Below are 15,620 nucleotides of genomic sequence, written 5' to 3' on the forward strand. Positions count from 1 at the left end.
CACGATAATGAGGCTTCAAAAGCGAAAGTAATTCATTTTCCTGATCTGCCTGTGCCTCAAATCAAAGTTCGAAGTGGAACGTCGCTCGTCATCTGCGCCATGAATGGAATTTGTTTCCAAGTCGATGCAAGTCAACCTGGTCGTGCATGGCGCAGGCGATCGGCCAGTTCTTTGTGACCCATGTGTTCAGCCCATTCTTCGGGGCGTACGCCGATCTTGGCATCGACGATATCGGCCCTCGCGTCACGTTGCAAAAGATGCTCAACAAGGTCGCCGTGGCCGTGGAAGGCAGCGTAGTGGAGCGCCGTTCCGGCGTAATCGAAGCCGAGCGGGATCGCATTGATCTCGGCCCCGCGATCCAGCAAGAAGTCGACGATCGACTGCTGGTCCCATATCGCCGCATAGACCAGAGCGTTGTCGAGGATTTGCTTTGGATCTCGCCTCGACGTTATGGGGATATTGTCCCCGAACGGCCAGGACACCTCGCCAGCTTCGGAATTGAGCCGGCCGCCCTCATCGAAGTAGCCGCGGACCTTGTCGAGGTCCCCCAGGGCCGCAGCGGACCGTAAGTTGCGAATAGAGGCGCCTCGCACCAGCAAAAGGTTCGTTGCGTCTCGATGCTTCCAGTAAAGCGCCTCTTCCAGGGGTGACCATCGTCCCTGCCCATTGATGTCGGCTCCAAGGTCCAGGAGCTTCGCGACGGCCCGCACGTTATCCATGCCGCTCGCGGCAATCAGGGGGCCGGACAATTCCGCACCGTAGCTCGCCAGGACCTCGATCATGCCTTCCAGTTTATCGCCCGGGGGCATGGTCAGTACGAGGCACTGCAGGATCGTCGGGTGACTGGTTTGAGAGCGGGCCGTTGCAAGCTCGGGTTCTGAGGTGAGCAGGGCCTTCACACGATCGAGGTCATCGCTCGCGAAGGCGGCCTGAAGGTCGTGGAATCGTGCGTCCATCCGTAGTCTCCTTGATCTGGCCTGGGCTTGAGTGATGTCGGGAGGGAAGCCCGTCTTGGCCTGGAATTGATCCTCGAACTCCGGATGATCGGTGCCGAGTAAGCGATCCCAGTCATTGGAGTAGAGACTTTAATTACCCTTCACCTTTTCATGATGCAAGGCATGGTGGGCTGGGGTATTGATGATCCAATCGAGGATCCACGTTGGGAACAACTCGTAGTCCCGCTGGCCCGCGAAGTTAGAGACGATCGGCCAATTTCACGGTGAGGAGCATCCTCGATCCGGCAAGGCCCTGGCATGCACCCGATTGACATCCGGCGATTCTATCTGTAGAACAAATTCTAAGGGTGGAAATCGTCGGCCGAGAAAACATGGGAGGTTTGAGTGGCGAGCGAGCTGACACGCAAAGAGGCTGATGCCGCGTCGCCCGCCGTCCGCCAGGCGTTCGCGATCGTCGAGTGCGTGGCGGCAGAGATCGACGGGCTCACGCTCACCGAGATCAGCGAACGGCTCGAACTTCCCAAGAATGCGGTCTTCCGTATCACTCGGACACTGGGAGGGCTCGGTTATCTTGACCGCGAGACCGACTCGCTTCGATTCCGGCTCACGAACAAATTCCTGACGCTGGGACAACCTCGAGGTAGCTCCAAGTCGCTGGCTGAGTGTGCCTTCCCGGCGATGAGGACTCTGCGAGACTCGTGCAAGGAGACGGTCCAGGTCGGCGTGCGGAGTGAGGATTCGGGCGTTATCGTCGAGGTTCTGGACGGGCTCTATCCACTCAGGATCGCCGTGTCCCCTGGCTTGAGGTTCAAGCTGCACGACAATGCCCCGGGTAAATGCCTGCTGGCCTATCTGCCCGAATCTGACCGGGCGGAGTTGATCGATCGTCTCGAACTCCCCCCCAGCACTTCGAGGACGATCACCGACCGGAAGCGACTTCGGCTCGAATGCGACCGGATCGTCGCTCGAGGTTTCGCCACCGATGAGGCTGAGGCGGACGAGGGTATCCATTGCCTCGCCGCCCCCATCTTTGACCGCCATCGCCAGGCTTTTGCCACGATCTGGGTGTCGAGCCCATCGAGGCGGATGCCCGAAGAGTCGTTCGCCGCGACCGCGTTGCTCGTCATGGAATCCGCGGCCGAGATTTCCCAGGAACTGGGCAAATAGCCTCGGGAGGCCCGATGATGGACAGCCACCGAACGAGACGCCCGCGACAAGGCCGCTTCGGTTTCCTGCCTCTGCTCCCTCTCTTCGTACTCTTCGGACGCGCCGGCTCAGCGGGTGACGCCCCCCTTCCCTTGCCTCCGCCGGCGAAGGGGTCGATGGATTTCCAGAAGGACGTGGCTCCGATCCTCGAGAGTCGGTGCATCGCCTGTCACGGGCCCGACAAGCAAAGAGGTGGACTCAGACTCGACGGGGTCGAGGCGATCCGCAAAGGGGGATCGTCCGGCGAGGTCATCGTTCCCACGAATAGCGCCGAGAGTTCGCTCATTCATCACGTCCTCGGATCCGACGAAACACCGAGGATGCCGCCGAAGGGCGATCCTCTCTCCGCCGAACAGATCGGCATCCTTCGGGCCTGGATCGATCAGCAGTCGGGCAATGCCGCCACGTCGCCCGAGGCCTCGATCGCCACATCGCCTAATCCGGTCGGCTGGGCCCTGCAACCGCTCGAACGCCCCGCGGTTCCACAGGCGTCGAATGCCTACAAGGATTGGGCGAGAACCCCGATCGATGCATTCGTGCTTGAGAAGCTGCTTGCGAAGGGCTTGCATCCGTCGCCCGAGGCGAGCCGTCCGACATTGATCCGACGTTTGAGCTTTGACCTCACGGGCTTGCCGCCAACTCCGGAAGAGATCGACCGATTCGTTGACGACGCCTCGCCCGAGGCCTATGAACGGCTCGTGGATCGACTGCTGAACTCGCCGAGATATGGCGAGCGTTGGGCACGGCACTGGCTCGACGTGGTGCATTACGCCGACTCGCACGGGCAGGATCAGGATAGGCCACGGCCCAACGCCTGGCCCTATCGCGATTACCTGATTCGTTCCTTCAACGCGGACAAGCTCTATCCGCGATTCGTCCGCGAGCAACTGGCCGGTGACGTCCTCTACCCCGGGGATGCCGATGCCCTCGTGGCCACGGGCTTCCTCGCCGCCGGACCGTTTGACGAGAGCTCGCTCGTCAGCATCCGCGAGGACTCGATCGACCGCCTGATCGGCCAGTACCTCGATCGCGACGACATGGTGACCTCAACCATGTCGACGTTCGCGGGCATGACCGTCGGCTGCGCACGGTGCCACGACCACAAGTTCGACCCGATCACCCAGGATGATTATTACGCGCTCCAGGCGGTGTTCGCGGGGATCGACAAGGCGGACCGAGCTTACGACTCCGACCCCGCCGTCACGAAGCAAAGGGCCGATCTCGCGGCTCAACTGACCCTCGTGAAGTCCCTGGCGGGCAAGGCCGATCAGGGAGCGATCCCGCCGCAGCGTCGAAGTGAGGCAAGGGCGTTCGTCGAGACCTGGCGTGCGACCGAATTGCGGTGGGAGACGCCGGAGCCAATCCAATGGTCCGCGAAGCAGGGCTCGATTCTGAAGGCGTTGCTGGACCGTTCCATCCTGGCGGTCGGGAAGCGGCCGGAGAGTGATAGTTATACCATCAGGCTTTCAACCGAACGTACAGGATTGAGGGGTCTCAGGCTCGACGTCCTGACCGATGAAACCCTGCCCTCGCAAGGCCCCGGCCGAGCCGAGAATGGGAACTTGCACCTTTCGGAAATCCGGGTCAAGGCGTACCCGAAGGGTAAGGCCGAGTCCTCGACGCCGGTGAAACTGATCGCGGCGCAGGCCGACTTCAATCAGGTCGATTGGGGGATCGAGCGCGCGATCGACGGAGATCCTGTCACGGCCTGGGGGATTCATCCGGCGGTTGGCCGCACCCATCGAGCCGTGTTCACCTTCGCAAATCCTGTCGGATTCGCGGAGGGGACGGTCTTCGAGGTCGAGCTCGATCAGGTTCATGGCCGGGGACATCTGATCGGCCGGTTCCGGCTCGCACTCACGGGTTCTTCCCCGCCCCTGACGGTCGAGGCGCCGCTCGAACCGGCCTTGAGCGCGATTCTGACGTCGAGAACTCCGCAGAGCCAGGAGTCTGAACTCGCTCGCCTGCTCTGGGAACGCGGCATCGAGCGCGAACTGGGCTCCCTGCCGCCACAATTGAAGGTGTATTGCGGCACGAATCAGTATCAACCCGACGGCAGTTTTCGGCCGACGGCCAAGCCTCGGCCGATCAATGTCCTCGCACGCGGGGAAGTCTCGCGACCGCTCAAGCCGGCTTCGCCCGGGGCTGTGCTCGCCCTGGCGAGCCTGCCCGGGCGATTTGAGCTTGCCGAACCGGATCAAGAGGGGAGCCGTCGAGCCTCACTGGCCAACTGGCTGACGAGCCCATCAAATCCGATCACCTGGCGAGTCATCGCCAACCGGGTCTGGCATTATCATTTCGGTCGCGGGATCGTGGATACGCCCAATGATCTCGGCAAGATGGGAGGAGTGTCGTCGCATCCCGAATTACTCGATTGGCTCGCGGCCGAGGTCAGGGATCGCGGCTCTCTCAAGGCCCTGCATCACTTGATCGTGACGAGCCGCGTCTATCGGCAGTCGAGTGCCAGTGACCCGACGGCCGCGCTAAAAGATGCCGATAACCGCCTGCTCTGGAGGATGAACCGGAATCGGCTCGATGCCGAATCGGTCCGTGACGCGATCCTCCTCGTCAGCGGTCGGCTCGATGAGCGGCCGTTCGGCGCTCCCGATCAGCATTTTCTGGTGAAGCCGGGGATCCACGTCACGCCCGAGCCCGACTACGACACCTTTAACCTTGATCAGCCCGACGCAAGACGAAGGAGCGTCTATCGGTATATCTTCCGCACGCGCCCCGACCCGTTGCTCGAGGCGCTCGATTGCCCGGACGCTTCGCAGTCCGCCCCCGCCCGCGCCACGTCGATGAGCCCGCTCCAGGCTCTGTCGCTCTGGAATAATAAGTTCACGCTCAGGCATGCCGAACATCTCGCGGCGCTCGCCAGTTCTTGGACCCCTGACGCCGAGACTCAGGTCGTCGAGATCTCGAAGCGAATCCTGGGACGTTCACCTTCGGACGTGGAACGCAAGGCCTGGGGAGAGTATTCCAGGTCTTACGGGCTCGCGAACCTCTGCCGTGTACTACTGAATAGTAGTGAATTTCTTTTCATTGATTGATCACCGCAACGATCGGCGGGGGGGAACCGCGATGACGCCAGTCTCGAAAGCCTCACGCAGGTCGTTCCTCTTCGGGGCCGCCGGTGGTTTCGGAGGGCTCGCCCTCTCGCACATCATGGCGACGGCGGATGAGCCTCGGCCGCGAATTGACCTTAATGGAGGTCTGCATCACAGGGCCAAGGTGCGCCGCGTCGTGCAGTTGTTCATGAACGGCGGTACGAGCCAGGTCGACACCTTCGACTACAAGCCGGAACTTGAGAAGCGGCATGGCCAGGCCGTTGATATCGGCGTCAAGGTGACGGCGACGGGGACGCCGGGACCGCTGATGAAATCTCCGTTCCGCTGGAAGCAGCATGGGGAGTGTGGCCGATGGGTCACGGATGTCTTCCCGAACGTCGCCGGTTGCGTGGACGATCTGGCGTTCCTCATGGCAATGTCCTCGAAGACGAACGTCCACGGGCCGGCCAGTTACCTGCAAACGACCGGGTTTCTTCTGCCGGGCTTCCCTTGCTTCGGGGCCTGGGTGAGTTATGGTCTCGGCCGTCTGACGGATGATCTGCCGGCGTTCGTCGTGCTCCCCGACCCGAGAGGTCTGCCGTACAATGGCATGGGCGACTTCTCAGCAGGGTTCCTGCCGGCGACGCATCAGGGGACTGTGATTCGCTCAAGTTCCGACTCGCCTATCCCCGACCTCAAGCCGGCTCCTGTGGCGTCATACGTCACGCCCGACGCGAGTGCCAGGGGGCTTGAACTGCTGCAGCAGATCAACCGACGCTACGCCGACGATCACCCCGGCGACTCGCGACTCGAGGCCCGGGTCGCTTCGTATGAACTCGCCGCCCGGATGCAACTCGCCGCGCCGGAAGCGTTCGACCTCTCGCGAGAATCGGCCGCGATCCATGCCAGCTACGGCACGGATGGACCAACGAACGAGACGGGGTTCGCACGAAACTGCCTCCTGGCTCGCCGACTTCTCGAACGAGGCGTCCGCTTCGTCCAGGTCTGGAGTGGCGCGGGGGGCGCGGCCAATAACTGGGACAATCACGGGAGCATCCCCAACGAGTTGCCTCCAATTGCCCGGCAGGTGGATCAACCGATCGCGGCCCTGCTGAATGACCTGAAGGCCCGCGGCATGTTCGAGGACACGCTCATCATCTGGACCACCGAGTTCGGCCGGATGCCCGTAACCCAGGCCGGTACGGGACGCGACCATAACGGCGGGACGTTCGTGACCTGGCTTGCCGGTGCCGGGATCAAGGGAGGCGTTTCTCACGGACAGAGCGATGAGTTCGGCTACAAAGCCGCCGTCGACAAGACCACCACGCACGACCTTCACGCAACGATCCTGCATCTCATGGGGATCGACCACGAGCAACTCACCATCCGACATAACGGCATCGACCGTCGACTTACTGACGTACACGGAGAGGTCATTCGCCCGATTCTCGCCTGATAGTCGTCAGAAATTTGCTCCGATATGGATGATGCGTGACGGCAGTCTCCGCAACGCGACGCCGTTTGAACCCTTCTACTGAGACTCGGCGGTTCATTTATCTGGCGAATAGGTCGGGCAAGTGCTGCATCGTTTCTGGGCAACGAGTCCGACTCATTTCGCCGTAAACTCCAAGCCTCGATGCCGCAATCCTTCAAGAGAACACAACTTAAGATTGGCGTGCGGTCCCAGAGGACGGGGCATGGTAGTTGCCTTTGAGAGGGGCTGTCGATTTCGGGAAGAGACGAAGGCCGTCGGTCCCGTGCCATTCCCATCCAACGCCTCTGAATAGAGACATCGCCCGTGATCAACGCAGGCGACCTGCTCGTCAAGACGCTCGGCCCTTGCAGGATCGATTCGCCGCTCAGTTCCCTACTGAACGGTCGACTTCAGACATTTCACAATGTTGACGAGTCCGATCGAGTCCTCTTCGACGGTACCGCTTCGGCGCTCGCCGCGCGAGGCACGCCCATCGAGGATTTGCCCGCCTTCGAGCCGGCCGGGCCTCGCCGCAAGATCTTCTTCGATCCCTCGAAGACGCGAGCGGGGATCGTGACGTGCGGCGGGCTCTGTCCCGGGCTGAACGACGTGATCCGGGCACTCGTGATGGAACTGAGCCATCACTACGGCGTGCGGAAGATCTACGGCTTCAGCAACGGTTACCAGGGATTCATCGCCAAGTACCGCCGCGAGGTCATCGACCTCACGCCCGATTCGGTTGATGGCATCAATGAGCATGGGGGCACGATCCTCGGCACGTCGCGCGGGGAGCAGGATCCGGCCGAGATCGTCGACTGCCTGGAGCAGATGAGCGTCAACGTCCTGTTCGTGATCGGCGGGGATGGCACGCTGCGAGGGGCTCTGCGGATTGGACAGGTGGCGGCCGAGCGCGGCTCCAAGATCTCCGTCATCGGCATCCCGAAGACGATCGATAATGATATCATGTATATTGATCAGAGCTTCGGATTCCAGACCGCATTCTCGGTGGCGAGCGAGGCCATCCGCGGGGCCCACATCGAGGCGCAGGCATCGCCGAATGGCGTCGGCCTGGTCAAGCTGATGGGGAGGCATTCGGGGTTCATCGCCTGCTATGCGTCGCTCGCCAAGAGCGACGCGAACATCGTCCTGATCCCTGAGGTACCCTTCCGACTCGAAGGGGAACAGGGGTTCCTCAACGTCGTGCGCGAGCGGGTCGAACGGCTCGGGCATGCCGTGGTCGTGGTCGCCGAGGGTGCCGGGCAGGATCTGCTCGAGCAGGTACCTCAACAGACCGACGCCTCGGGGAACGCCCGCCTGGGCGACATCGGGATCTTCCTCAAGCAGCAGATCTCCGAGCATTTCGCCAGGTGCAACATCGAGTTGAACCTCAAGTATATCGATCCTAGTTACATAATTCGGAGTGTCCCTGCCAACCCGTTCGACAGCGTCTATTGCATCAGGCTCGGGCTCAACGCCGTCCACGCGGCCATGTCAGGCCGCACCGAGATGGTCGTCGGCCGCTGGCATGGCCGGTTCGTTCACGTCCCGATGGCGACGGCCATTCGCGAGCGATATCGGGTCGATCCTAACGGGGATCTTTGGACCTCGGTGCTCGAATGCACGGGGCAACCCCGCGAGTTCAAGTGAGAGATTGCAGTCATAGAGTTTGCCGCTTAAGGCAGGCTCTTGAAGGCCTTGCCGCGTTTAAGAACGAGATAAACTCCGATCATTCCTCGGGAACCGGCCGATTGCGGCAGCGTAATGGGCGCGTGATACTGGCGGTCGAATCAGGTCGCGCAGGCTCGACGTCGCGACGAGGCTCGAGCAGCCCCCACGCCATGCCTCGAGTTCTGCCGACGCTTGCGGTCGATATGAACCGCCCGGTTCCGACTTCCCGAGGAGAATGACGCAATGTTCGTTCGACCAACCCGTCGTGATTTCTTCCGACAGACCGCGATCGCCGGCGCCGCGGGCACGGCCCTGATCGGCGAGACGAACGCCCAGGCCGATGACAAGCCCGCGACGACTGATGAGAAGAAGGTCCGATTCGCCTGCATCGGTGTCGGCGGCAAGGGCCACAGCGACACCGAGGCGGCCGGTAGGCACGGCGAGATCGTCGCGCTTTGCGACGTCGATGAGGTGGTCCTCGATAAGATGGGGGAGCGATTCCCCGGGGCCAAGAAGTATTTCGACTACCGCAAGATGCTCGAAGACCTCGGCGACAAGATCGACGCCGTCACCGTAAGCACCCCCGACCATAGCCATGCGCCCGCCAGCGTGATGGCGATGAAGATGGGCAAGCATTGCTTCTGCCAGAAGCCCCTCACCTGGTCGATCGAGGAAGCCCGCGTGATGCGCACGCTGGCCGCCGAGAAGAAGCTCTGCACGCAGATGGGGAACCAGGGGACCGCCGATAACGGATTCCGCGCGGGGGTCGAACTCTTGCGGTCGGACACGCTCGGCCAGGTCAAGGAGATCCACGTCTGGACGAACCGGCCGGTATGGCCCCAGGGTATCCCCCGTCCCAAGGAGACGCCCGGCGTCCCCAACCACGTCCGCTGGTACGAGTTTCTCGGCCCCGCGCCCGACCGGCCGTACAACCCCGCCTACGCCCCGTTCAACTGGCGAGGCTGGCTCGACTACGGCACGGGGGCCCTCGGGGACATGGCCTGCCACACGATCAACATCGCCGCGATGGCGTTGAACCTGTTCGACCCGGAGTCGGTGGAAGTCGTCGACACCTCGGGCATCGTCGACAAGGAAACGTACCCGGTCTGGTCGATCATCAAGTTCCACTTCGGGGCTCGCGAGGGCCGCGGACCCATCACGCTGACCTGGTACGACGGCGGAGACAACCTGCCCGACTCGAAGCGGGCGTTCAAGAGCCTGCTCCACGGGGAGAATGCGTCGGGCAGCGGCCTGCTCCTCGTCGGCGAGAAGGGCTCCTTCTTCACCCAGAATGACTACGGCGCGGAGCACACCCTGCTGCCTCGCGATCGCTTCAAGGACGTCTCGACTCCGCCCCAGACCCTGCCCCGCTCCCCCGGCCACTTCACCGAGTGGGTCGAGGCGATCAAGACCAATGACCCCTCTAAGGCCCTCTCGAACTTCGAGTACGCCGGCCGCCTCACCGAGACCGTGCTCCTCGGCGTCCTTGCCCTGAAAGTGGGGGGCAAGATCGAGTGGGATGCCGAGAACATGAAGGTCAAGGGGATGCCCGAGGCGGATCAGTTCATCCGTCGGCAGTATCGCCCGGGATTCTCGATCCACTGAGCGAATGGGATCCAGCCAACGCCATGAATGAGGCCGGGGCGGGAGCTATCTCCCCCCTGGCTTCTCGCATTTACATGGCCGAGGAAAAGCCGCCGTCGACGGGAATCGCGACGCCAGTCACATAGTCGCTCGCCGCGCTCGAGAGCCAGACGGCCGTCCCCGCGATGTCGGCCGGGGATCCCCAACGCCCTTGCGGGATACGTCCTTGCATCCGCTCATATAAGCCGGGGACGTGGGCACGCGCCCTGTCGGTCAATTCGGTTTCGAACCAGCCGGGCAGGATCGCGTTGACCTGGATGTTGTCCAGGGCCCAGGCGAGGGCGCAGCTCTTGCTGAACTGGACGATTCCACCCTTGCTCGTGGCGTAGGCCGAGGCGTATGGGATGCCGAAATACGAACCCATGCTGCCGATGTTGATGACCTTGCCGCCGCCGGCCGACTTGAGGTGAGGGTATGCCTCCTTGGACACGAGGAAGGCGCTCGTGAGGTTCACGTCCATCACGGTGTTCCACTCTTCGAGCGTGAGCTCGTGCGGCGGCTTGCGGATCGAGGTGCCCGCGTTGTTGACGAGCACGTCGATCCTGCCGAACTCTTGCGCAATCGCCGCGACGGCCGTAGCCACCTGCTCGGGGACGGAGACGTCGGCCTTCTGGGTGAACACCTTCGCCCCGAGGTCCTCTCGGAGCGATTGGGCGGCCGCCAGCGTCTTCGCCTCGTTGCGAGCCACGATGGCGATACTCGCCCCCGCCTGGGCCAGGCCGCGGGCGATGCCGAGACCCAGGCCGCCGTTGCCTCCGGTGACGACCGCAACCTTACCGGACAGATCGAATGGATTCACCGCACCTGACCCCTCTGGCTCGCCTGTTCGACGATCGACTCTCGTTTCGTTCACGCGAGGGCCAGGTTAAACGCTCCCCAGCGCGTTGGAAACGACCTGCTCCGCCAGGCCGAACGAGAGGGTCATGCCCAGGCCGCTCGACACGGTCACGGCGGTGGCCCCTTCGCCCGGATTGGCGACCATGTAAGGGATGTTGGGGTGCTTCGCGTAGATCCCATTCCAGCGCGAGGCGATGCGGAAGCCGGGGACGGCCAGGAACGTCATCAGGTACCTCAGGATGATCTCGTCGATCATCGCCTTATCGAAGGGTTCGATGTCGTCGCCATACTCGTGGGAGTCCCCGACGACGACCTCGCCCAGCCCGTTCTGCGAGGCCATGACGTGGATCCCGAAGCGGTCGAACTCGGGGTTCTCACGCGCGACTCGAGCCTTGAGTTCGGGCAGGGTCGGGCAATCCTCGAATGCTCGGTAGTGCCTGAGTGTCAGCCCTGCCGCCAGCATCGGCCCGAGCCGCCAGCCCCCCTCGATCGGGGCGGACCGCATCATCTGGAGCTTGCATCGGACGAGTTGGTGTTCGCCGAACGCTTCGGGGTAAAGCGTTTCGTAGTCGTCCCCCGAGCAGACCCAAATCTTATCGGCGGACCACGTCTCGCCGCCCGCGGTGATCGTGGGGTGGTCGTAGTCGGTGACGACGGTCCCGAACCGGAACGTGACCCCGAACTCGCGGCTGAGGTACTCCGGCAGGCCTGCGACGATCTGGCGAGGATCCACCGAGACCTCGGTCGGGCTCCACATCCCGACTCTGAGCCCCTCAGGCCTGACGCCTGGAGCCCTCTTCACGACCTCTCCAGGAGCCAGGAGATCGCATTCGATGCCGGAGGCCTTCGCCTTCGCCACGAATTCCCGGAGGACCTGCTCCTCGTCCTCGTGGTAAGCGAGGTGCAACGATCCTACGGGGGCGTGCCAGAGCCCGCTTTCGGCCAGCACCCCGCGCCAGACCTCGACACTCCGGACGGCGAGGTCGCGGATGGGACCGGGAGCCTGTCCGATGGGCCAGAGCATTCCGAAGTTACGGACGGAAGCTCCCGACGCCCGCGGCCCTCTCTCGAAGACGAGGACCTTCCGGCCTCGCCTCGCGAGATGATACGCATGAGCCAGGCCCACGATGCCCGCACCGACGACCGCATCATCAAACCGGCGAGTGACAGCCATCTCGACCTGGGCCTCCATCAAGCTTTCCGACGCGAATCAAGACTCACGCCAAATGAGCATCAGTTCCCGAGCTGTTCCGTGATCGCCTTGAGGTCGTCGGGTTTGACGGTCGAGTCTTTCGACAAAGCGCTCAGGAATTGCTTCGACGCCTCCGGTCGTGGGAGGGAGGGGATGCTGCCGAGCTTGGTGCTGAACTCGGCGACGAGTCCCTCGAGAGTCGGAGCCGAGCCCTTCTTCGAAGCCTCGGCCTTCGCTGACTTGCGAGCTTCGTCGGCGTCGGGGACGGATGCCTTGAATTTCTCGAGGGCGTCGGCCTTTGACTTCTCTCGGTTCGACCGTCGTTCCGGCAAGCTCTTGTACCGGAAGACAAACTCCTGGGCCAGCGTCTCCGGGGTGTATTGCGTTTCCTTGCTGAACTCGGCGTCATTGCCGCCGCAGCCCGGGAGCCACGGGAGGAGGGACACGACCACGGCCATCGTGAGCGTGGCGAACGGCTTGGAAAGCGAAATGCGGGCGGCGTCGCGAATCATGGGGGATCCAGGCCTCTGTGGGACGAATGCGGGAGCCGACGTTATGAATGCGGGCGGCTTACCGAAGGAGAGATGGAAGTTGGCCGTGGTCCATCATCTTCGAAGTGAAGACGACGAGCCACGGCCATATTGCTAGATCATCGCGGGAATCAACCGTAACTCGAGCTCAGAACGAGTCCGAGGAGATGATTTCGCCGCCGTTGCGGGTGCCGAGCGCCCACCAGGCGGGGAGGTTGACCGTGTTCTTCACGAACCGGACCGAGCCGTCCATCATGCCGACGTTCACGCCGCCGGGGTGGTTGCTGGTGGGGTTCATGCCCGTGTCGCCCTCGAAGCAGCGGAGGGTGTTCGAGTAGTACACGTGGATCGGCGGGGCGTTCGGCGGCAGCAGGTGGGCATAGAGGTGACCTTCCCAGCCGTCGCTGAAGGCCCAGGTCGCGCCTTTGTACATGCTCCAGTCCGGCCAGTTGACGGGCCCGGCAAGGCCGTCGCGGACGACCAGCAAGGCGGGGGCGTCATCCTGCTCGATCAGGGCGGAGTTGGTGTAGTTCAGGTTCCGGCGCTTGTCGGGCGAGTTGCCCGAGCCGTCGTTCACCAGCGATTCGCTCACGGCCGCGGTGTTCGAGAGGCCGTCGGTGATGCTAGCCGCATTCACGTTCTGGTTGGCGGTCGCGGCCTTGGCGGGCGTGCAAGGGCCGTTCGTCGAGTACATGCGGGAGGTCGAGATCACGCCCTGCGATGGCGGGACGTTGCCACCGTTCGGGGTGCCGCCGGGCATCAGGATGTTGCGGGGGTGGGCCGTGTTGCCCGGGTAGTTCTGGTTGCCGAGCTTGCCGCCCGAGGTGTTGACGTATCCGTCCTGGGGCAAGTTGGTGATGCCATCGGAGGGGCAGAGGAAGGCGCTGATCGAAGCCTTGTGGGCCGTCCCATTAACGCCGTTGACGATGTTGTTGGCGCCGTAGAAGCCGTCGGAGTGGGCGAAGTTGAGCGAGTTATAGATCGCCGTCTGCTCAACGAAGGGCAGGACCTGGCAGTGCCAACCGCGGTTGCCCGACGAGCCGCCGGTCCCGCTGTACTCATCGGCACGGCGATATTCGTGCACGGGGGTCGTGCCGAAGGTCTCCATGTAGTTGGCGATGGCGAGGCCGAGCTGCTTCAGGTTGTTCGTACACTGGGCGCGGCGGGCCGCCTCGCGAGCCGCCTGGACTGCCGGCAGGAGCAAGGCGATCAGGACGGCGATGATCGAGATCACGACCAGCAATTCGATGAGGGTGAACCCTCGAGGACTTCGTCGTCGGGAGGAAAGCGAGGTCATGCGGTTCTCCAGTGCTGAAGCAAATAACAAGGGGATTAGCATATCAATGAGATCATCGTGATCTTCGTCGGGACCTCCGCGAATGAATTCGGGGAGGTCGATCCGTTCGGAGGAGCTTGGAAGGACTTCTCGTTCGTCGCCCAGGTCTTCATCGACGTCGGGACAAACTGCCTCTGGGGAGTTCTGTGCTGTACAGAACCGGCCGTGTGGTTTACGCAGATCATGGTACACATCGCATCGGAACATACAAGGGGGCAGGTAATGAAGTTTCGATGAATGGTTTGTCCAAGTCGTGAATTGACGATGAAATGCGACGGCACAGGCGTTTAGAATGTCCGCGGCCTGTGATAGACAGGGCCGGGTGACGGTGCCCGGGACGAGACAGTTACCTATGACAGATCAACACTCCCCGCGGGACGACGACGTTCGTGTCTCGCCCTCCTCCGCCCCGAGGCGCCGCAATGTCGTCGACGGAACAGCCGCTCTATCTCGAAGTCTCGAGGAAGATTGAAGCGAGGATCACCACCGGATCCTGGCGAGCCGACGAACGCATTCCGGGTGTCCGCGAGATCGCCGAGGAGCATCAGGTCTCGGTGGTCACCGCCTCTCGAGCCCTGCAAGTCCTAAGAGATAAAGGGATCATCAAGAGCGTGGAGCGTTCGGGGAGTTACCTCATCCCGAAGCTCACGCAGGCGGACGAATCCTGGGCGCTCTGCTTCTGCATCACGCCCGGCCCCTGGCAGAAGGCCTCGCACGCGGTCGCGATGGAAGGTTTCGAGGCGCTCGGTAGGCGCGGTGTCGCGCGGTTCCTGACCAATGCCATCACGCTCGACTCCGCGGAATCGCCGCAGGAGATCAAACGCCAGGTGCGTCGGGCGATGGAATCCGGGATCAAGGGGCTGTTCTGCCTCCCCTCACGCATCGACGAGGAGAGCTTGGCCCGGGACGAACGGCTGCTCCAGGCTTGCAGGGAACTCGGGCTCCCCGTCGTCCTCATCGAGCGGAACCTACGCGGTAACGCGCGGGAGCTGGAATGGGACCTCGTGGGACCGGACGACTTCGAGGGGGGCGTCCGCTGTACCGAGCATCTCCAGGAGGTGGGGCGGAAGCGAATCGCGTTCGTCCAGGGCGGACCGACCAGCAGCCACAACGATCGGATGGCGGGGTACCTCTTCGCAAGTCTGAAGGCCCAGAGAGTTGATCCCAACATCGTTGGTCACGCGCCGCCGACTCTCCTCGAATTTCGACATGATTTGCCCAGCAAGCAGGCCTATTGCCTACTAGCCGAACGGGTGATCGAGTCCGAAGCCGATGGCGTCATCTGTTTCCAAGACACCACGGCCATGGGCCTGATCCTGGAACTCCTCGCCCGAGGCAAGCGGATACCCGACGAGGTCGCGATCACCGGATTCGATGACCTCCCGATCGGCAACTCCTTCTCGATCGGCGTCACCACCTATACGCTCGATTCCGTCACGGTAGCCCAACGCGCCCTCGAAATTATGCGGTATCGGATCGCGAACCCCGACGCCAAGCCGGTCCGCGTCCTCGTCCCCGGCGAGCTCATCCGGCGCGAGAGTAGCTGCACTTCGGCCGCGGTGGACTCTCCCGACTGGCGACCGACGATGCAAATCGGCTTCGGAGCCTGATGGCGCGAGGGAACTCGACGTCCGCCTGGGGATCCACCTCAGCCGTTCAATTTGGATCAATATTCGCGGCCGCCTGGCGAACGCTTCTGGAAAGGGACGACCCCAGAGGTGGCAGCGATG

Annotated in this window: 11 protein-coding genes; 6 read left to right on the forward strand and 5 right to left on the reverse strand. The window is 62.8% G+C overall.

Annotated elements, in window-relative coordinates; all coding sequences use genetic code 11:
- Positions 1 to 131: 131 nt before the first annotated feature.
- Positions 132 to 956, reverse strand: coding sequence for an ankyrin repeat domain-containing protein (locus ACOYYX_RS29650; protein ID WP_422926312.1), 825 nt, complete (start codon positions 954 to 956; stop codon positions 132 to 134).
- Between the two features lie 384 nt (positions 957 to 1,340).
- Here ACOYYX_RS29650 and ACOYYX_RS29655 point away from each other — a divergent pair, with 384 nt between their 5' ends.
- The 5 genes from ACOYYX_RS29655 (at position 1,341) to ACOYYX_RS29675 (ending at position 9,956) form a co-directional block, all read left to right on the forward strand.
- Entirely contained in the window at positions 1,341 to 2,123 is a 783-nt protein-coding gene (locus ACOYYX_RS29655) for an IclR family transcriptional regulator (protein ID WP_422926313.1), read from the forward strand.
- Between the two features lie 155 nt (positions 2,124 to 2,278).
- Entirely contained in the window at positions 2,279 to 5,212 is a 2,934-nt protein-coding gene (locus tag ACOYYX_RS29660) for a PSD1 and planctomycete cytochrome C domain-containing protein (RefSeq protein ID WP_422926314.1), read from the forward strand.
- A 31-nt stretch (positions 5,213 to 5,243) separates the two neighbouring features.
- Complete coding sequence (locus ACOYYX_RS29665) at positions 5,244 to 6,665, forward strand: DUF1501 domain-containing protein (protein WP_422926315.1); 1,422 nt, start codon at positions 5,244 to 5,246, stop codon at positions 6,663 to 6,665.
- 342 nt (positions 6,666 to 7,007) lie between these two features.
- Positions 7,008 to 8,330 carry an ATP-dependent 6-phosphofructokinase gene (locus ACOYYX_RS29670; protein ID WP_422926316.1) on the forward strand — a complete coding sequence of 441 codons (1,323 nt, stop codon included), beginning with the start codon at positions 7,008 to 7,010 and terminating at the stop codon, positions 8,328 to 8,330.
- A 264-nt stretch (positions 8,331 to 8,594) separates the two neighbouring features.
- The gene (locus tag ACOYYX_RS29675) at positions 8,595 to 9,956 is read left to right on the forward strand and encodes a Gfo/Idh/MocA family protein (protein WP_422926317.1); all 1,362 of its coding nucleotides are present in this window, start codon (positions 8,595 to 8,597) and stop codon (positions 9,954 to 9,956) included.
- Between the two features lie 70 nt (positions 9,957 to 10,026).
- Here the strand turns inward: ACOYYX_RS29675 and ACOYYX_RS29680 are convergent, their stop codons facing one another.
- The 4 genes from ACOYYX_RS29680 to ACOYYX_RS29695 form a co-directional block, all read right to left on the reverse strand.
- On the reverse strand, positions 10,027 to 10,794 hold the full coding sequence (locus ACOYYX_RS29680; RefSeq protein WP_422926318.1) for an SDR family NAD(P)-dependent oxidoreductase: 768 nt from the start codon (positions 10,792 to 10,794) through the stop codon (positions 10,027 to 10,029).
- A gap of 66 nt (positions 10,795 to 10,860) precedes the next feature.
- Complete coding sequence (locus tag ACOYYX_RS29685; protein ID WP_422926319.1) at positions 10,861 to 12,006, reverse strand: TIGR03364 family FAD-dependent oxidoreductase; 1,146 nt, start codon at positions 12,004 to 12,006, stop codon at positions 10,861 to 10,863.
- A gap of 59 nt (positions 12,007 to 12,065) precedes the next feature.
- On the reverse strand, positions 12,066 to 12,536 hold the full coding sequence (locus ACOYYX_RS29690) for a hypothetical protein (RefSeq protein WP_422926320.1): 471 nt from the start codon (positions 12,534 to 12,536) through the stop codon (positions 12,066 to 12,068).
- 166 nt (positions 12,537 to 12,702) lie between these two features.
- Positions 12,703 to 13,851 carry a DUF1559 domain-containing protein gene (locus ACOYYX_RS29695; protein WP_422926321.1) on the reverse strand — a complete coding sequence of 383 codons (1,149 nt, stop codon included), beginning with the start codon at positions 13,849 to 13,851 and terminating at the stop codon, positions 12,703 to 12,705.
- Between the two features lie 461 nt (positions 13,852 to 14,312).
- Here ACOYYX_RS29695 and ACOYYX_RS29700 point away from each other — a divergent pair, with 461 nt between their 5' ends.
- Entirely contained in the window at positions 14,313 to 15,500 is a 1,188-nt protein-coding gene (locus ACOYYX_RS29700) for a GntR family transcriptional regulator (protein WP_422926322.1), read from the forward strand.
- Positions 15,501 to 15,620 lie beyond the last annotated feature (120 nt).

Source organism: Singulisphaera chitinilytica (assembly GCF_049331405.1).
In the GTDB taxonomy this organism is placed as follows: Bacteria; Planctomycetota; Planctomycetia; order Isosphaerales; family Isosphaeraceae; genus PoT.